15 protein-coding genes and 4 pseudogenes are annotated in these 18,132 nt (G+C 49.0%); 8 read left to right on the forward strand and 11 right to left on the reverse strand.

Annotated elements, in window-relative coordinates:
* Positions 1–119: 119 nt before the first annotated feature.
* The 10 genes and pseudogenes from istA (K7H94_RS22625) to K7H94_RS22670 all read right to left on the reverse strand — a co-directional run bounded on the left by istA (K7H94_RS22625) (position 120) and on the right by K7H94_RS22670 (position 11,504).
* Positions 120–1,651 (reverse strand): annotated as a pseudogene (istA, locus tag K7H94_RS22625) (IS21 family transposase).
* A gap of 354 nt (positions 1,652–2,005) precedes the next feature.
* The gene (locus tag K7H94_RS22630; protein WP_222952428.1) at positions 2,006–2,626 is read right to left on the reverse strand and encodes a LuxR C-terminal-related transcriptional regulator; all 621 of its coding nucleotides are present in this window, start codon (positions 2,624–2,626) and stop codon (positions 2,006–2,008) included.
* 27 nt (positions 2,627–2,653) lie between these two features.
* Positions 2,654–3,733: a fimbrial protein gene (locus K7H94_RS22635; protein ID WP_222952429.1), complete on the reverse strand. Its 1,080-nt coding sequence runs from the start codon at positions 3,731–3,733 to the stop codon at positions 2,654–2,656.
* Between the two features lies 1 nt (position 3,734).
* A complete protein-coding gene (locus K7H94_RS22640) occupies positions 3,735–6,296 on the reverse strand; it encodes a fimbria/pilus outer membrane usher protein (RefSeq protein ID WP_222952430.1) in 2,562 nt (853 codons plus the stop codon).
* 111 nt (positions 6,297–6,407) lie between these two features.
* The gene (locus tag K7H94_RS22645; protein ID WP_222952431.1) at positions 6,408–7,127 is read right to left on the reverse strand and encodes a fimbrial biogenesis chaperone; all 720 of its coding nucleotides are present in this window, start codon (positions 7,125–7,127) and stop codon (positions 6,408–6,410) included.
* Between the two features lie 160 nt (positions 7,128–7,287).
* Positions 7,288–7,818, reverse strand: a complete 531-nt coding sequence (locus K7H94_RS22650; protein WP_222952421.1) for a fimbrial protein — start codon at positions 7,816–7,818, stop codon at positions 7,288–7,290.
* 18 nt (positions 7,819–7,836) lie between these two features.
* Positions 7,837–8,379 carry a fimbrial protein gene (locus K7H94_RS22655; protein ID WP_222952432.1) on the reverse strand — a complete coding sequence of 181 codons (543 nt, stop codon included), beginning with the start codon at positions 8,377–8,379 and terminating at the stop codon, positions 7,837–7,839.
* Positions 8,380–8,623: 244 nt separating this feature from the next.
* Positions 8,624–8,830, reverse strand: coding sequence for an FKBP-type peptidyl-prolyl cis-trans isomerase (locus K7H94_RS23350; protein ID WP_420874743.1), 207 nt, complete (start codon positions 8,828–8,830; stop codon positions 8,624–8,626).
* Positions 8,831–9,544: 714 nt separating this feature from the next.
* On the reverse strand, positions 9,545–9,760 hold the full coding sequence (locus K7H94_RS22665) for a hypothetical protein (RefSeq protein ID WP_222952434.1): 216 nt from the start codon (positions 9,758–9,760) through the stop codon (positions 9,545–9,547).
* A 630-nt stretch (positions 9,761–10,390) separates the two neighbouring features.
* A pseudogene (locus tag K7H94_RS22670) lies at positions 10,391–11,504 on the reverse strand (IS3 family transposase).
* A gap of 35 nt (positions 11,505–11,539) precedes the next feature.
* Here K7H94_RS22670 and istA (K7H94_RS22675) point away from each other — a divergent pair.
* The 8 genes and pseudogenes from istA (K7H94_RS22675) (at position 11,540) to K7H94_RS22710 (ending at position 17,132) form a co-directional block, all read left to right on the forward strand.
* Positions 11,540–12,562 carry an IS21 family transposase gene (gene istA / locus K7H94_RS22675; RefSeq protein ID WP_222952435.1) on the forward strand — a complete coding sequence of 341 codons (1,023 nt, stop codon included), beginning with the start codon at positions 11,540–11,542 and terminating at the stop codon, positions 12,560–12,562.
* Positions 12,559–13,346: pseudogene (gene istB, locus K7H94_RS22680) on the forward strand (IS21-like element helper ATPase IstB). The gene istA (K7H94_RS22675) and the pseudogene istB overlap by 4 nt, the downstream one beginning before the upstream one ends.
* Positions 13,347–13,598: 252 nt before the next feature.
* Positions 13,599–14,003, forward strand: coding sequence for a YobI family P-loop NTPase (locus tag K7H94_RS22685; protein ID WP_222952436.1), 405 nt, complete (start codon positions 13,599–13,601; stop codon positions 14,001–14,003).
* A 389-nt stretch (positions 14,004–14,392) separates the two neighbouring features.
* Positions 14,393–15,046, forward strand: a pseudogene (locus K7H94_RS23265) (YobI family P-loop NTPase).
* A gap of 60 nt (positions 15,047–15,106) precedes the next feature.
* Positions 15,107–15,568 (forward strand): TolC family protein, encoded by a 462-nt coding sequence (locus tag K7H94_RS22695; protein ID WP_222952438.1) that lies wholly within the window; start codon positions 15,107–15,109, stop codon positions 15,566–15,568.
* Positions 15,526–16,125: a hypothetical protein gene (locus tag K7H94_RS22700; protein WP_222952439.1), complete on the forward strand. Its 600-nt coding sequence runs from the start codon at positions 15,526–15,528 to the stop codon at positions 16,123–16,125. The genes K7H94_RS22695 and K7H94_RS22700 overlap by 43 nt, the downstream gene beginning before the upstream one ends.
* A complete protein-coding gene (locus K7H94_RS22705) occupies positions 16,083–16,487 on the forward strand; it encodes a hypothetical protein (RefSeq protein ID WP_222952440.1) in 405 nt (134 codons plus the stop codon). The genes K7H94_RS22700 and K7H94_RS22705 overlap by 43 nt, the downstream gene beginning before the upstream one ends.
* Before the next feature lie 75 nt (positions 16,488–16,562).
* Positions 16,563–17,132: a hypothetical protein gene (locus K7H94_RS22710; RefSeq protein WP_222952441.1), complete on the forward strand. Its 570-nt coding sequence runs from the start codon at positions 16,563–16,565 to the stop codon at positions 17,130–17,132.
* Here the strand turns inward: K7H94_RS22710 and K7H94_RS22715 are convergent.
* Positions 17,129–17,842 (reverse strand): IS6 family transposase, encoded by a 714-nt coding sequence (locus tag K7H94_RS22715; protein WP_222952442.1) that lies wholly within the window; start codon positions 17,840–17,842, stop codon positions 17,129–17,131. The two genes, K7H94_RS22710 and K7H94_RS22715, sit on opposite strands and share 4 nt — an antisense overlap.
* Positions 17,843–18,132: the final 290 nt, after the last annotated feature.

The raw sequence follows: 18,132 nt of genomic DNA on the forward strand, positions 1-18,132 counted from the left end.
GCAGCGACAGTCGCTCGCTGAACGCCAGTGGCTCATAGGTGCCGGGCTGCTCCATCTACGCCGACAGCGCTTCCGCCATCCCGGTCAGCTTCATCACCATCGGGGACATTGTTTTTCTCTCAGTGGAAGTGGCGCGGGCCACGGATGTTCTCATGCTCCCGGGGCAGCTTCTGCGACGGTTGCGCGGCGCTGTCCGGTGGAACTCGATCGCGGTTACTTTTCAGCACCGATTTAAGCTGCTTCAGCCGGGTAAGCCCCTCGCGGTTGGCGAGCCTGCAGCAGGCGTTGACGCGTTCAGCCGGATATTCCCGCGCCAGGCTCAGCAGCCCCAGACACAGCCGGTAGGCCTGTTCAGGATGCGCCCGTTCATCGAGACGCGCGCTGCCCCACGTCAGCACCTCGCGGCCCAGCTTTTCAGGCGGCCCGGCGTCCACTGATGGTGGTGCCGGTACCGCTCTGGCATATGCGCGGGCGTGGTGCTGCTGCCCGGGTGAAGTCGGCTTGCGTGAGCAGCAACCTGCTGGCCGTTGCACCACACCTCCACCAGGTTTTCGAACACGTGCAGCTCGGCCAGACTGCCAACGTACTGATGTGGCACGGAGTAGTGGTGCTGCTCGTATTCAACGTGGTAGTCGATATTCACCTTCGCCTTTTTGATGTGCCGGTAGCGCTGGGGCTGAACGTGTAAAGGCCGCAGCGCGGGCCTGTCCAGCCTCTCTAAGGCCTCCTGGCGGGACCCGGGCAAGTTTTTGAAGGCACGAGTGTTGAGAGCGTCAACCAGCACGCGGATACAGCTGTTCAGCTCGGCAAGGGAGAAGAAGGTCTGGTGCCGCAGACGTGCCAGGATCCAGCGCTCAACGATCTTAACGCCAACTTCTACTTTCGGTTTGTCCCACGGTTCTCTCGGACGTGCCGGGATCACCGCCACCTGATAGTTCTCGGCCAGCTGCTGGTAGGACGGATTCAGCTCCGGATCGTACCGGCATGCGCGGGTCACGGCGCTTTTCAGGTTATCCGGCACGAGGATTTCGGGTACGCCGCCGAAGAACTCCAGTGCCCTGACGTGGCTGAGCAGCCAGTCGGGCAGCGACTGGGTATACGTGGCCTCAGCCCAGGTGTAGCTGGATGCTCCCATGACGGCCACGAAGATCTGCGCCTGTCGGCACTCGCCGGTTGAGGGCTAGATGATTGCTACCGTCGGGCCGCAGTAGTCGATAAAGCACTTCTCGCCCGCAATGTGCAGCTGGCGCATGGTTCGCTTCTGCTTCTGGCACCAGGCCCGGTAGCGGCAGCAGAACTGCGAGTAGCTGTAGGCCCTGACCGGCACCCGCTGGCAGTACTCCTCCCACAGCAGATGGCGGGTAACGCCCTTACGCCGTAGCTCCATATGCACGCCGGCCCAGTCAGGATCTTCAAGGTCGCCGGGCTGGCTGTCGGATTCGGGGTAAAGAAGGCGTGCAAGCTGAGCGTCAGACATTCCCTCCGGCAGCGGCCAGGACACGGGCGCTGCCGCAAGCCGTTTTAGCATTTTCTGGATTGCACCGGTACTGACGTCGGCGCACTGGCTTATCTGGCGGAAGGAGAGTCCGACGTCAAAACGCAGTCTTAAAATTTCACGGATTTCACGCATTGCTACCCTCTGATTAGGCATCTCTCGCTCCTGATGGGGAAACAGAGAGATATAGCAGCAAAAAACAATGCGTTAAGAAAGATTCCGGAGAACGTGAACGGTGATTCTGCCAAAGTGCACGCCGATTCTGGGGCCATGAACGGTGATTCTGGTGATGGGTCATAAATGTGGCACTTTAAGCCAGAAAACGCGTTCACGGTAAACCAGAATGGGTGTTCACGATGGGCCAGAATACGCAGTTGTATCTAATCCTGGGGGCAGGTCAAATCGGAAAGCCCATACAGGAAAAACTTTAACGCAGTGGCCACTTTTAGGTGACCACTATAATCAATTGTATTGATGAGTTGAGTTGGCTGCACATCTAGCTTGGAAAGGTCAAAGTAAATTTATATCCATACGAAAGATTTCACTCTCACTATCAAATCCTAGTTTGCGCATAGCAGCACGCTTTTGTGAGCTTATGGTTTTTACGCTACGTGATAATAGTAACGCCGTTTGTGATACCGATAGACCAGCATAAAGATATTCAATCACAGCTTTCTCCTTTTCTGAGAGAAGTTGCCGACTTGGCTTATCCATGTTTTGATTATCATCAAACTTCAGTTCCTGAACATTACAATGGTGAGTCCAGATGTGGCTTAAACCCGTAATCCAGTTTTCTAGCGAAAATGATTTACAAAAGTAACATTTCACCTTTGGCTTCAACATATCACTAAATTGTTGTTGTTGAAGGCTATCTCCCATAGTGACGATGATCATGTTAGGATAGGTTAACGCCAGTTGATCAACCAGCGAATGTAGATTCAATTCCTCTTTTGGCAGTGAAGCATCAATTAAAGCAATATGGGCTGGAGCTACACTCAGAGAAAAAAACAGTTCCCGGCTGTTTTTACAGCAGTCAGACACGGCAAATCTGGGTACGCTATTAATAATTTTCTTAAGGCCTTCCAGAAAGATGGGATGATCATCAAGAATGATAACTTTAACTTTCTTCATTTTTTAGGGTGACCAGAGTTAGTTCATTTATTCGATCGTTATTGTATAAGTCGCAATTGCATCAATATTGCCTGTTTGCTGATGATTTTCTCCAGGTAGATAACGCAAGAACCAATACCAAGTTTGCGCAAAGTGACTCGTGTCACCACTAATTGCGGCATTGTATGGCATGGGTAATTTCTCACCAAACTTCTGCCAGTCCCCACCTTGCGCGTTGGTAGAAAAACGTATAGCCATGTCGTCAATCGACGTTGCCAGTGCGCTTGTGTCGTTATTCAGCAATTGAGCCGCCTGAAAGGTAATTGACACATTGTAGTTGTTGGCAGTGTTATCACGTAGCGGCGAGCAGGAAACTTCAATCGGCGTTACCTGCGCCTGACCGAGGGTTGCTTCCTGATCGCCTGATTTGGGTCGATAAATGGTCCCGAAATTCACTGTGCGGTTCTGTTCAGTGACCAACGTGCAGCTGGCTTCAGTAGCAATGCTCGGGGCCAGCAGGCCACTGTTAAGCACATCCATTTGCTGTTGTGTCGCGCCATTCGATTCCAGCAGTAGCGCGCCACCGTTGGTCAATTGTAGCGAGCGCTGCAACTGGATTGGTGTGTTATTACTGATTTTAACGAGCTGCGCCTTCAGGCTTAAACCGACGCGGCGCGTGCCTGTACCTTCACTGGTGATTGAACAACTCGCGGATTTACCTGCGGAAATCGCGCCGCTGCCTATACACCTGCTACCTTCGCTGTAGGCATCAGCGAACAAACGTACACCGATGCCATTCACATTGGTTGTCAGCACATCGCGGCCCGGACCGATCCAGTCCAGTGCACCGCTTTCTTTCAAACCCAGCGATACCGGTGTGGTGATTGGGCCATCACACTGTACCCCAATATCCAGCAGCGTGTGTGGTGCATCGCCGATAGCAGCAAACAGCGGCGTAGCGGCAGGGATTTTTACCAGGCCATTGAGCGGTTGCTGTTCGCTGCGGGTGTAACTGCAGCCATTAGGTAAATCCGACAGCGCCAGATTTTGTGCCCACACGGCATTGCAGCCCAAAAGCGCGGCAATCGCGCTGCTTAACAGCAGTTGTCTGCCTAACACTTTACTCATTTTAAACTTCCTCACTGTTTTGGCAGACGCTCTGCACCTGAAGCGGTACACCGTCCATCTGATTTTCACTGGCGGATTTCAGGTTGAAGTTCACCTTGCAAGATGCATCCGCGCCGCGCCCCCACTGCACTTCGAGCGAGCCGCTATCTGGCATGCCGGAAATATAGAGCAATCCTTCATCGCCGACGATGCTGCCGTTGTTCTGCTCGCCTTCCTTCAGCAGCAGTTTGGCGGTGGCGCCAAACGGCACATAGTCGCCGTTGGCTTTACGCAAGGTCATCATGACCTGATGGCCACGCTGGGTTTTGAAGTCGGCTAAGACCACAGCACCACGGGTTGGCGTCACGGAAGTGCTGGTTTGATCCAGCGCGACGTTGGTGCCCAAACCTTGGGGATCGAGAGAAATGTCGGTGCGACGATACGGCGTCATATAAGGCATCACCGCATAACCGCGCCAGTCGGTGGACAGCCCGGTTTGGTTGTTCACTTTGATGTTGGCTGCGCCCGGGGCACGCACCAGCGCCACGGTGTCGCTCATCTCCTGCGACAAGGTCACGCCATACGGATGAGCGACGATGCCGCCGCGCAGGCCGTAGTTGATTTGCTCCTGCGCCTGGCTGCGGTTATAGCCCGCTGACACCGTGCCGCTGTTGCCGCGATACGATGCAGAGAGGTTACTGGTGTTGCTGTAATTGCCCAGCGTCTGGCTGACGTTGTAGTTGAGCTGGTTATCCAGCGCATTACCGCTCAGACCGGCCTGTTGAGTGGTGCCTTGACCTTTGATGCGTGCCATGCCGTAGTTCAGCTGCATGGAGTTACGGGAATCCCCTGCCAGCCAGCGGCTCAGCGGCACCGATGCGGTTAACGCCAGACGACGATCTTCTTTGCCGCTGTTACTATCGTGCGACTGGCTGAGATTTAGGCCGTAGCTGACGCCGAATACGTTGGTGTTGTAGCCCAGCGTGTAGGTGCGCAGACTACCCGGCTTGTTCCAGTAATCACGTTGTGAACCCGAGACATACATTGAACCGGCATCGCCCAGCGCCTGGTTCAGCATCACCTGGAACTCACCACGAGGACGGTAATGGCGGTTAAACGCACCGTTCATGTTATCCGCCGGATTGGTCATCGCATCCTGCAAGGTGTAATAACCTTCAGTTGAGTAGCGATAGGCCGCCAGCGACACCGACGTGCCGGTTTCGACAATACTGCGTGTATAGCGCAGGCGATAAGATTGTCCCTGACTCTTTTCACCGTCCGGCAGCGTGGCACTGGATTGGGTAATATCCGCAGAAACCGCGCCCAGGCGACCAATACCTAATCCTATACCGGCGCTGGCAGACAGATAACCTTTCGCCAGCTGCATGCCGCCATATACGGTCATAGCGTTTGGCAAACCATAAATCAGCGTGCCCTGAACAAATTTAGTCGGACCGGTGGTGACTGTGCCGCCATTGTTGCGCAGGCGACCAAGAGTCAATGCGTATTTAAGCTGTCTTTCACGTTGCATGATGGCTATGGAAGAGTAAGGCTGAGAAAAGGTGCGCTCACTGCCATCGTTCTCTTTGACGGTCACAACAAGGTCGCCGCTTAACGAAGCAGGGTAAAGATCATTGATCTCAAACGGGCCAGGCGGCACATAAGATTGATAGATCACGCTGCCGTTCTGGCGAATTGTGACTTCTGCCCCTGATTCGGATACTCCGCGAATGACCGGCGCGAAACCACGCAGGCTGTCGGGTAGCATGCTGTCGTCAGAAACCAATTGGCCGCCCTGGAACTGCACGCTGTCGAAGACATCCGCCGGCGTGGCGCTATCCCCGAGAGTGAGCTGGCCTTTTATGGTATGGATATCGCGTTGCAGATAGGTGCTGATGACATCAAAACTTGAACTGTCGCCCTTACGTGGACCACTGCGCTGTTGATAAGTGCTGTAACTGCGTAAGCGCCATGGACCGAGATTCAACCCGCTGCGCAGATTGGCGTAAAGTGCATCAGATGTCCCTGGCTGGCCCACAAGACGACGTGATTGGTTACCACTGATATTGTAATTTAGTAATACCGCAGGTAATCCCTGACTCCATGAAGCAGGATCGGTTTCTCCACGCGCACGTTGTTTGACTAACATTTGCGGAATCGAGATGTCCAGTCGTTGATCAGAAAATTTAAAATCCAGGCGAGCTGCAGGAATCAGCTCCCGAATGTCATTTATCGTTGTAATTTTATCTGCTGCTATTAGTTGCGGTATAGCATTGCTGCGGAGCCCCATGCTCTCATAATCAGCAAGGGTGAAATTTGGCAACAATTCATTTTTGTCATTTAGGAAAAAATCTACATCCCTGTCGTCAATAAAGTAATTATTGACATATACGCTGACACGATAGATGCCAGGAGCCTGCGCGCCTGCCTCAAAGTGGCTTAAGTCAGTCACTACCGCAGCGGTCGGTTGATCTGATCCCACCCTTAATAATGCGGGATTAAAATACTCTTCAGCGTGCACTTGGCATGAAAGCGTGGAAAAAACACTACCGCTCAATAAGATGTTGCATATCAGTTTATTCATGTTATTCACAAAGAAAGGAAACTGTACGTTATGCCACTCACTTAAAGGTGGCGTTATTTTTTTTCTTACTATCATTGAGAATATCGCGCCTGTGTAACTGATGGTTTTTAACTAGATATCAATGTTTTTCTTCATCACCGGCATCGTTCCACCCATATCGTTAATGCTGCGATACTCAACCTGTGAACCATTAATGGAAGCGTCTAAATGATAATTTTGACTCTGGAATGGTGGCACCATAGCGCTTACATCTTTGATTTCTTTTCCGCCTACGCTAATTTTATTGAGCGTGACGTAGTAGGGTGTCGGATTGTTGACTTTCAAAGTTGAACCACTGCGTGAGAAGGTCAAATCACGATAGGCATCTGACGACTTACCTTTCAAGTCACTAGGACGGTAGAACATTTTTATTTTCAAAACATAGGCGAATGAAATAGTATTCTTTCCTGTATTCGACTTTGACTGTGACGGAATAGCTTTAACATTAATCCAAAACGCCGATTCTCTATCCTTTGGCAAGTCACCACCTGTTTTTACGATGCGGAGCGTGTTCTTTCCTTTATCCTGCCGATAAAGAGGCGGCGTTAAAACAAAGGGCGGCTTAGCCTTATTATTCACCTCGTCAATGTTAGATAACCACGACTGAGCTAAGAAAGGAGCATTTTCCGCTGAATTAATCACAGTAATATTAGCTTCTTTGTTAATCGCATTGTAAATAACACGCGTAGAACCCAGGCTGAATCCACCTTTATCATCTACAGCATTAGCTACTAAAGGCGCGACTGTAAATAACAGGATCATGCCTTTGATAAAGGATGATATCTTCAACATTTAACTAACCTCAAATATTTTTTTGATATATATGCAAATGAGCTTTTATTTTACAGGCGCAAATCAATAAGCACGCTTGCTAATTGCAGAATTATCTGACATTGAAAGAAGCCGCAATATTTCTATGCGGCTTTGCGCTGGATTTCAAACCGGACCGAATTTATTGCATTGCAAGCGCAATCGTTGCAACTGAATTAATATCACCAGCTACGGGAGTTACAGAACCTACACGGTAGGCTTTAACGTGTGCAGTAACCGTACCCTCACCATTGGCTGGAACAAAATTTGATGACCACACAGTTCCACCGCTATTGACACGACTATCATCAGTTTCAGTAATGCCAAGAAGCACACCGGTAGCAGTACCTGTGTTTGCAAGATATTGTGCATCTCCAGCATCGGGAGTATAGGTAAATTTAACACCAACATTAGAAACTGAGCTTGGGCAGCTATCAATATCAAAGCTGAAGGCTTCTTCGCCCACAACCTGCCCCGGCGATGCAGCAGCCAAATCAGCTGTGATGATATTAGTCATATTGATAGTTTGATTCAAATGTTCAGATTTAATAACGCAAGTTGTATCTGCAACCGATGCATTGATAGTTAAAATACCGGTATCATCAGCCATAACCGGAGAAATAGGACTTAATGCAATCAATGCAGCTCCAAATGGTAAAAATTTCAATTTCATGACTATTCCTTGATTGTTTTATTCGTATGACATTGTCAAGTTGACAAGAGCGACATAATTTCCTGACACGACGGTTGCAGCCCCGCCTTCACTGGTATACCTAGAGCGAAATAAGCTATTTGTAAGATTAAAATCAGCTGCCCCCCCAGATAAGACCTTTTCAATTACCGCTCCTTTACGAATAGCGTTATTATTATCATCCGGATTGTATAGAATAGTTCCTATCCCTCTGGCATCAGAGCTGGTCTCTGGAACAAGACTGCCCCATTCATTGGCCTCATTGAAGTCAAAAGCAAGACTTGCTTTATTCAAATTAGCTGGACAACCTGTGACGCTGATAGTTATTGGTTTATCCTCAATTCTGACTCCATGATTAAGAGCTTGTATGTCAGCTCTGTTAACAGGAGAGAATTTTACATTCGAAGTTAATCCAGAAATAGTACAACTCGTATCTGTCACGTGACCGACAAAGTTAATAGAGCCTGTCGATGCTAAGGCATGACTTGCAGCCGACAGCAGAGTCAATGCTGCAACGGCGGTGCATAATTTTCTAAATTTCATATTTCATTCCTGAAAATCAAAATTAAAGGTAATTGCATGTAAGAAAATCACTAGTAAAACATGCTCAAGTGTTACAACTTAAGCTAGCTACGCAATAATAATGATTCTGAGGTATTACGCATACGAGAGCACTCTCAAAAAACACAAATCAATCCGAGAATAAACTGCATATCATTGTGGCTTGAGGTAAAGCAACCCAAAAAATCTTCAAGGAGGCAACATTCTACTTTCGACGTCATTACATTTAGAGACTGATTTTAATATCAAAGATCAAGGTTACATTCGGGGGAATAAGATTCTCCACACCAATATCACCAAATGCTTTATCTGCCGGCAATGTCACTTCAACTTCACTGCCTTTTGTAAGCTTACTTAACACCTTAATTCGGAGAGACTCAATCTTCAGTGGACATAATATGCAGTCTCCGTATTCTTTTCGCCACAAGAGCACTCTCAAAAAGCATTACGAATCGACACGGGTTGTAGACATCTCAGAGGTCAATTTGAAGTGACTCCGAGCCCATAAATAAATCTGCTCTAAATTTTGAGCCCAGGAGGACCCTATGGGCATGCTTTAAAGATGAAGCTGTCCGCCAGATCAACAAGCGGGACTATTCAGCAGCCGAAGTTTCTGAGCTCTAGGCGTCTCGCAACACAGCATCTATGCAGCTCAGCCTGCTTCAGGGCAAAAACTATCTGCTCTTCGGTGAATCGTGACTTTTTCATCGGCACAACCTCCGCTTGCGGGGGAGTGAATATCATGCCGGAATTCTGTTTCTGAATGGAGCAGGATTTAGGGTCAGGCTCAAACGTGCTACAGTGATTTTTCGAATAGCTACGATAACTGCTCAGGAATTTCAAAAATGATCGGATGCCTCGAAAGATAAAAATATCGTTTTCACAGGCATCATCACACGTACTCAGATAATGGTGGATGACACAACAGTTACTTGCGACAGCCCCGCTCCATACTTCATATAAGATTCAAACTTAAAAAGTTGCGAAGTATCTTTACTATACGGACATGGCTCATAGGGAATGTAACAGTGATGACATTATAGAAAACGCGGTATACTTGCTAATCTTGGATTGGGTCGCAAGCCAATCTGTAAAAATATTAACATTCTCGTTAATGATTGAAGTTTTGAAATTAAATAGCTAATACTCAATCCTGAATATATCTGTCAATAATTTTGCAGATGGCTCGACAACTTCCATAGACCTCAGTGTAACAATCATGACCATCTCTTAATTCATCATTGACATAACCAAAAAAAAATATTGACGCTATAACGGCACCGAATACAAAAGAGAAAAAATGACCTGTTAGGTTTTTTATAGTAATGCCTTGGCCTTCATCTTCATTATTATTGAGCATCATGCCCTCCGTGATAAAATATGAATGCTTGATAAATTTAGAAATAAAAGCAAATGCAATAATCTCTTAACGCAACATGTATACACTCGTTTTCAAAATTATGCAAATAAAATCCATTCTTTATGTTAAAAATCTAATTTTAGCCATTAATTAGCTTAGTAATAATTTCAATCATAAATACCTGATTTGTTAAAATGTGATCCTTGTCGCATAATTGATTCAGATCCAAACGTAGCTTAAGTGAAGATATGTGTTTTAATGTCATTATTCAAGCGCAGTTTTATATGCTTTATACGATTCAGTTGTGAGATATTCAACTAAATGTACATTTGTATAAACTGTCATTTATCAACGTAATAAAAATATCACACTCAAAGGGATGTTTTATATGCTGTGTTTATTTTAATCACCTAAAACTTAATTTATAAAATCACCATAAATAACTAAAAATAAAACTAAAGTTACTGCCGAGCTTTCTCATAAAAAATTAATAAGCCGTTGTATAATCAGTGCATAACACGCATCTTGCAATGCTAATAAGAGTTATAACTTAATTTTCATAAAGCTCTCTTTATGCATCTTATTCTATGTGGAACAGTTACAATGACCTGCCCCCAGGATTAGATACAACCTTCAGTTAGTAATGTCAGTTGGTTTTTCTTCATATTTCCCGTTTCGCCAGCCCGCTGCAAATTCAGCCGGCGTCAGGTAATACAGCGATGAATGTGGTCGACATTCGTTATGATCCTGCCGCCAGTCATTAATGATTTCCCGGGCATGTAGAATATCGCTGAACCAGTGCTCATTCAGGCATTCATCCCGAAAGCGACCGTTGAAACTCTCAATAAATCCGTTCTGCGTTGGCTTGCCCGGCTGGATTAAGCGCAACTCAACACCATGTTTAAAAGCCCATTGATCGAGCGCGCGGCAGGTATATTCCGGACCCTGATCGGTTCTTATCGTTGCAGGATAGCCACGAAACAGCGCAATGCTGTCCAGAATACGTGTCACCTGAACGCCTGTAATCCCGAATGCCGTGGTGATCGTCAGACATTCCTTCGTGAAATCATCCACGCAGGTCAGGCACTTCATCCTGCGGTCGCTGGCAAGTGCATCCATGACAAAATCCATCGACCATGTCAGGTTTGGGGGTGCGGACGAATAAGCGGGAGCCGCTCAGTCGCCAGCCCCTTGCGGTGTCGCCTGCGCTTTACACTCAGGCCGTTGAGATGATAGATGCGGTATACCCGCTTGTGGTTGACGTGAAGGCCCTCCCGACGCAGTAGCTGCCAGATGCCGGTAAACAAAGCGGCGGCGCTCATGTGCCAGCTCTGTGATGCGTAGAGACAGCTGCGCGTCAGCAGCCGGACGCTGAGCCGAATAACGGCAGGTCGACAGGGACAAACCTGCCAGCCTGCAGGCACGGCGTTGCGACAGACCTGCGGCCTCACACATGACTTCCAGTGCTTCCCGCTTCAGGTCTGTCGTCAGAACTTTCGGCAAGAGCCACCTGAAGCATCTCCTTATCCAGCATGGCTTCAGCGAGCAGCTTCTTGAGGCGGGCGTTCTCCTCTTCAGGCGACTTTAGCCGCTTCACTTCAGGGACTTCCATGCCGCCAAACTTCTTGCGCCAGGTGTAAAACGTGGCATCGGAAATGGCGTGCTTACGGCAGAGCTCACGGGCAGAAACTCCGGTGTTACCAACGGTGCAAAACTGATCCACCCCAGCGTTTGAAAACTGATCCAGGGGTTAATCTGCTCCTCTGAATACAGGGGGAGCTTATGATCACTTTTGAGATTCGTATGGAAATTAAAGTCCTGCACAAGCGGGGAATGAGTATCCGGGCCATCGCCAGAGAACTGGGTATTTCACGCAATACTGTCCGCAGCCACCTGAAAGCCAAATCTGAAAAGCCGCAGTATTCACCACGCCCGGCATCATCATCACTGCTCGATGAATACCGCGATTATATCTGTAAGCGGATCAGCGACGCGCATCCCTACAAAATCCCGGCTACCGTTATTGCCAGGGAAATCATGGAGCTGGGCTATCGTGGAGGGCTGACTATCCTGAGGGAGTTCATCCGTTCGCAGACACTCCCCGTACAGGCAGAGCCGGTCGTTCGCTTCGAAACCGAGCCCGGGCGGCAGATGCAGGTTGACTGGGGGACCATGCGAAACGGCAAGTCCCCCCTGCATGTGTTCGTTGCTGTTCTGGGGTATAGCAGAATGCTTTACATCGAGTTCACCGACAACATGCGCTACGACACGCTGGAATCCTGTCACCGCAATGCGTTCAGCTTCTTCGGCGGCGTACCGCGGGAAGTTCTGTACGACAACATGAAAACGGTTGTGCTCCAGCGAGATGCTTACCAGACCGGACAGAACCGGCTCCATCCTTCCCTGTGGCAGTTCGGCAAAGAGATGTGCTTCTCTCCCCGGCTGTGTCGCCCCTTCAGAGCACAGACTAAAGGTAAGGTGGAGCGAATGGTCCAGTACACCCGCAACATCTTCTACATCCCGTTAATGACGCGCCTGCGCCCTATGGGGATCACCGCCGATGTTGAAACCGCAAACCGTTACGGCCTGCGCTGGCTGTACGATGTGGCCAATCAACGGAAGCATGAAACTATCCAGACCCGCCCCTGTGATCGCTGGGTGGAAGAAAAGCAATCCATGCTGGCACTGCCGCCGGAGAAAAAACAGTATGACGTGCAGGTCAACGAAAGCCTGGTGACCTTCGACAGGCAGCCGTTGCATCATCCGCTGTCCATCTATGACACGTTCTGCAGGGGAGCCGCATGATGGTCGAACTGCAACATCAACGGCTGATGGTGCTTGCTGAACAGCTCCAGCTGGACAGCCTTATCGGCGCGGCGCGGCGCCGGCGCTGTCGCAACAGGCATTGGATCAGGAATGGAGCTACATGGACTTCCTGGAGCACCTGTTACATGAGGAGAAACTGGCCCGGCCTCAGCGTAAACAGGCGATGTACACGCGGATGGCAGCCTTCCCGGCGGTCAAGACGTTCGAGGAATACGACTTCACCTTCGCCACCGGCGCACCTCAGAAGCAAATCCAGTCGCTGCGTTCCCTGAGCTTCATCGAACGTAACGAAAACATCGTGTTACTGGGCCCCTCGGGCGTAGGGAAAACACATCTGGCGATAGCCATGGGCTACGAGGCAGTACGGGCGGGCATCAAGGTTCGCTTCACAACAGCAGCGGACCTGCTGTTACAGCTGTCGACTTCCCAGCGTCAGGGGCGTTACAAAACGACACTCAATCGCGGTATCATGGCCTCAAAACTGCTCATCATCGACGAAATAGGCTATCTGCCGTTCAGTTAGGAGGAGGCGACGCTGTTCTTCAAGGTCATCGCCAAACGTTATGAAAAGAGCGCGATGATCCTGACCTCTAACCTGCCGTTCGGGCAGTGGGACCAGACGTTCGCCGGGGATGCGGCCCTGACATCGGCGATGCTGGACCGGATCTTACAACACTCACACGTAGTCCAGATAAAAGGAGAGAGCTATCGACTGAAGCAAAAACGAAAGGCCCGGGTTATAGCGGAAGCTAATCCTGAGTAAACAAGGTGGATCAATATTTGACCGTTGGTGGTGACGGTAAGTAGATCACTTTTTACCCGTTGTTGACATCCGGCTTCTGCCTCGCGGAGAATACTGATGATCTGTTCGTCGGAAAAACGCTTCTTCATGGGGATGTCCTCATGTGGCTTATGAAGACATTACTAACATCGCGGTGTGTTAATCAACAGGGAGCAGGTCAGTTGTGTTAACTTCAGCCGCAGCTGCACGCATGAATATTAAACAAGGATAGAAATGAAATTATTACGCTGGGCAATGGATGCATGCAGAAAGCTGGAGACTTGCCTGATTAGAATGCGGCCTGAGGAAGAGACTGTGCCAGATTATAGCTTTACAGCGCTGACACCTAAAAAAATCCCTGCGGCTCCTTCTATTGAATATTTCAGAGTGCTGACATTTGCCCTTTCACAGAAAAGCGTCAGGAATATATCCGTTACAGATTCATATGGAGCAGGAAAAAGTACAGTCATCAATTCCTATCTCGAGGAATATGAAAAAGGGCATTTTATCAACGTGTCTCTTGCAAGCTTTGATATGCCGGGGAATGGCGATCCCGCAAAGTCACAGGAAGTTGAACTGAGCATCCTGCAGCAGAACCTTTATAAAAGAACCGGGATGCGCTTCCTGATTCCAAGATAGATCGTATTCTGAACAGAAATAAAGCGCATATAGACCGCGTGTTCTGGGCATCGCTCAAGATCTTGGTACCATTAAGCGGGGTTTTATTCCTCCTGTTCCACAAGACAGCGCACCAGTCCACAGGCGTACCTGAAAAAATATACGATATAATTAACGAATTACCTTATGGAAAATTCGCAATTCTGCTTATCCTGTCACTGGTAACGCTTTATCATTTTGCAGAATGCGCCTCAAAAGTTGGCATTTTCGATAAAAAGATAAAGCTTAACAAGGTAGGGTTACTCAGTGGTGAAATAGAACTCGACAGCCGTGAGGCCTCGTCGCTGCTCAATAACTGACTGGATGAGATTGTTTATTTTTTTTCAAAGCTTGAAGAATACCGCATCGTTATTTTCGAAGACCTGGACAGGCTTAAAAACCCTGACATATTCGTCAAACTCAGGGAAATCAATAAAATCGTCAATAACAACCTTCCGTAAGATAAACCACTGCGCTTTATCTATGCTGTACGCGACGATATCTTTTCGGGAGTGGCTGCCCGCACCAAATTTTGTGATTTTATTGTGCCCGTTGTACCTGTGATGGACAGCAGGAACGCATTCTCCCTGCTGAACAGCATAATGAAAGAGATGATCCCTGATGGTGAAGAGTGCCTGCGCGGCACGGCTGGGTATATCAGTGATATGCGAACGCTGCAAAACATTATGAATGAGTACCGTATATTCAGCGCGGTGGTTGATAATAAAAACCGGAAAGTCAGCCTTTATGCCATGGTTTTCTATAAAAATATATTCACGCACGACTACAGCTTAATCGACAGGAAAATCAGCGTACTTTTTAATTTCATATATCAGTATCGCACGCACAGGCTTCATGAAAGCTACTTCACCGGACTGGATGATCGCATTCGCTATCTGAGCCAGAAACTGACAGCGATTCGCGAGGAAAAATCCAGCACCGCTGAGGACGTCAGAAAAAGCTTGATATATTCATTTTTGCCTGAGAAGTTATCGGGAGTGGTTCATTTTTTTAAACCTTCCTAGTCATCAGCGTATTATCAGAATAACCCTCAACTGATTGATACGGATCAGTTTGTCAGTGATGTGAACGCGTTTGAAAAGTTATTTTCCAGTCCTTCAGGCGTATCGGTAGGCTATGTTTATCAGGGTAATTATAACACGGTCAAGTTAAGTGAAGCCGAGCAGGCTGAAGTTACGAACAGCTATCAACGCAGGGAAAAACTTGTCGGGGAAGAAAGAGAGCAGAATTATATCAGGGTTCAGAGTGAGCTGAGGCTGGCCCGTGAAGAGAAGCGCCGCAGAAATGCCATCTCGCTGGCCGAATTAGTGATATCAATAAATAAAGTAAAATTTGATGCCATTGTAATAAATTATTTAGATAAGATAGATACGCATGACTTCATCAGCGCGGAACAGAAAAAGCCGTCAGGGATGAAATGCGCTACGGCGGCTCGGATGCTCTGTATCTGCTTCTGTCACGGGGCTACCTCGACTAGGATTTTATGCGTTCCCGTTCTGTTTTCCATGACGGAGGCCTGTCCGTAAACGACAATGAGTTTATTAAAAACGTGGCTCTCGGGATTTCCAGCCATCAGTCCAATGAAGATGTCGCTCTGGATGACGTCAGCGGGGTCATTCTGGAAATCGCCGCGCAGCATCTCCTGCACCACGAGGCCACCATGCATCGTCAAATCGTCGCGCACATGCTTAAGACCGGCGACGGGCGCCTCGATGAAATGTTCGCTACGCTCTTCACAAAATCCGGGGAGCATATTCTCAGCCTGATGGTTACGCTGGAGTCCCGTTTTGCAGAGCCCGGCAGTTTTGCCCCACTGCTTATACGGGCGCTGGATACAAACCGCTACCTGGATGTTCTGGTTGCACACCTCAGCGAGGCGGTTAATGGCGGGACCTATTCAAGGCTCGCTGCGGCCGTTATCTCCCGTATAGCACCCGAACGCGCAGAAAAGCGCAATGAGTACCGGCGCTACGTGGAGTCGCTCGGCACCGGTATTGCTGACTTCCTTACGGGCAGATTACCCCTGAAGAGTGCAGAGCTTTGCCCTGGACGACCGCGCAGGTGCACGCGCTACCGGCGCTAAAGTACTTCAGTGAGAATGCTGATGAATTCGTGGAGTCGGTGTTCCTCAGCTCACAGGAAGAGGGACAGGCCGTTACCGACGTGCTCGCGCTGGAAACGCTGAGCGATGAAATGAAGATCAGGATAGTCAGGGAAATGAACTTCTGCCTGGACAGCCTTTCGGCAATATCTTCCGACCCCACCCTGCCGGACGCAACCCCGACGTTGTCTTTCCATGACCTGTTCTATCGTCACGACCGGATACAGGTCGGATGGCCTGAACTTATCCTGTACATATGTGAAGACTGCAATATGCAGGTTCTGACCGAATATATCACGCGCCACGCCGGTACCCTGTCACTCTCCGGCCCGGAGGTAAGCTAGGGCGATATTTACGTATTACTTTATAAGAAAGTTATCTGTAACGCGGACTTGAGCGAATAAGATTACAGAAAGATTATGACTCAAGTTGAAATCAATAAGTTCTGTTTCGATAAAGATATTGGCAACAATCGGCTAATTCACCTGCTGGAAATGAATAAAATACCGTTGTCCGAAGAGAGTTTTACTCACGTAATTAATAGTGCATCCGAAACTGACCGCAAATTCTGCCAGGCTCTCGCAGGCTGGTACTGCTGCTATCAGGATATCTTTATCACAGCAGCAGATTTATATCTGCATAAAGAAGAGAGCGAGGAGTTGTTCACAAGCGTTCTGGGCCGGCTCATGGTTTCTGATGCTAATAAAATGGCGCTGTATCTTCACTGCGAGGAGCATTATTTAGAAGGAAATGAAGTTGATATTAACCTGCCGCAGGATATAAAAATATCCGCTTTCTCTGCCACCAGGAATCAGGAGGTGAAGATGCGGTTAATGACTTCACTTATCGCCAACAACTACCGTGATAAGAATCGGCTGGCCGAGATGGCGGGGAAAATGAGCGAAAGCGAATTGCAAAAAATATTTACGCAGAGCACCGCAGCCACGCTTACGCTTAATGACCGGGATTTATGGGCTCTGTCTCATTAACGTTGGCAAGTCAGCAAAGCAGCCAGAAGATAAAATTGTTCCGCAGGGGGCAATCCATCACCCTGTGGATGGTGATATTGCCCCTTGCGTATCATGTGAATCAACTCGATGCCGGCCAGTATTGCCTGCGCCCGCCGGAATGATTTGAACCCCAACATCTGGCGTATCCGACGTTTGATATTCCGATGGTCCTGCTCCACAAGGTTATTCAGGTATTTGTTTTGCCTGACGGTAATAGTTTCTTCACCGGCTTTATTGGCATTGAGCATGGTCAGTGCTGCTGTGTTGGCGCCACTTTTATCGATAGTCACTACCTCAGGGTCACCGTGGTGTCGAATGGCTTTATGGAAGAAACGCAGGGCGGCTGCGGCATCCCGTTTAGCCGTCAGCAGGAAATCGATGGTCTGACCCGCTGTATCAACCGCCCGGTACAGATATTTCCACTGTCCTCTGACTTTAATATAGGTCTCGTCCATTCGCCACCGACGTCCCACGGGACGTCGGTGCAGACGAAACGCCTTATCCAGTAAGGGCACCATACGGATAACCCAGCGGTGAAGCGTGGAGTGGTCAACGATAATACCGCGCTCAGCCATCATCTCTTCGAGGTTGCGCAAACTCAGGGAATAAGCTAGATACCAGCGGACACACTGTGCGATAACATCGGCGGGGTAATGCAGACGTTTGAAGGCTTTTCGGATCAGAGACATGGTCAGGTAACATAACAAAAAAACAACATGTTACCTGACGACCCCTTAATGCGACAGAGCCGGCGAAAGCCCAACCCCGCCCTGACCGACGCCGCTTAAGCAGCGGCCTGTCAGCAGCTTATCAGTCAGACGGTCGGAGACGAAAGAAAGAAACCGCGGGCCTCTGGCCACAAAGCGGCTCAGACTCTGTAGTTACAGCATTCATTTATCAGCCACTGCAGTTCCGGCCCTGCGGGCCGGGCGGCCGGGGCTGGTCAGTGGGGGCAACCTGGTTTCAGGTACGGCGCGGG

The organism is Pantoea dispersa (genome assembly GCF_019890955.1).
Taxonomy (GTDB): domain Bacteria; phylum Pseudomonadota; class Gammaproteobacteria; order Enterobacterales; family Enterobacteriaceae; genus Pantoea; species Pantoea dispersa.

What these genes read in the sequence shown, in the direction of transcription:
- K7H94_RS22650 (WP_222952421.1), bottom strand. Translation starts at nt 7,818, where the DNA reads ATGAAATTGAAATTTTTACCATTTGGAGCTGCATTGATTGCATTAAGT.
- K7H94_RS22700 (WP_222952439.1), top strand. Translation starts at nt 15,526, where the DNA reads ATGCGTTCCCGTTCTGTTTTCCATGACGGAGGCCTGTCCGTAAACGAC.
- K7H94_RS22640 (WP_222952430.1), bottom strand. Translation starts at nt 6,296, where the DNA reads ATGAATAAACTGATATGCAACATCTTATTGAGCGGTAGTGTTTTTTCC.
- K7H94_RS22630 (WP_222952428.1), bottom strand. Translation starts at nt 2,626, where the DNA reads ATGAAGAAAGTTAAAGTTATCATTCTTGATGATCATCCCATCTTTCTG.
- K7H94_RS22655 (WP_222952432.1), bottom strand. Translation starts at nt 8,379, where the DNA reads ATGAAATTTAGAAAATTATGCACCGCCGTTGCAGCATTGACTCTGCTG.
- K7H94_RS22715 (WP_222952442.1), bottom strand. Translation starts at nt 17,842, where the DNA reads ATGTCTCTGATCCGAAAAGCCTTCAAACGTCTGCATTACCCCGCCGAT.
- istA (WP_222952435.1), top strand. Translation starts at nt 11,540, where the DNA reads ATGATCACTTTTGAGATTCGTATGGAAATTAAAGTCCTGCACAAGCGG.
- K7H94_RS22665 (WP_222952434.1), bottom strand. Translation starts at nt 9,760, where the DNA reads ATGATGCTCAATAATAATGAAGATGAAGGCCAAGGCATTACTATAAAA.
- K7H94_RS22685 (WP_222952436.1), top strand. Translation starts at nt 13,599, where the DNA reads ATGAAATTATTACGCTGGGCAATGGATGCATGCAGAAAGCTGGAGACT.
- K7H94_RS22635 (WP_222952429.1), bottom strand. Translation starts at nt 3,733, where the DNA reads ATGAGTAAAGTGTTAGGCAGACAACTGCTGTTAAGCAGCGCGATTGCC.
- K7H94_RS22710 (WP_222952441.1), top strand. Translation starts at nt 16,563, where the DNA reads ATGACTCAAGTTGAAATCAATAAGTTCTGTTTCGATAAAGATATTGGC.
- K7H94_RS22645 (WP_222952431.1), bottom strand. Translation starts at nt 7,127, where the DNA reads ATGTTGAAGATATCATCCTTTATCAAAGGCATGATCCTGTTATTTACA.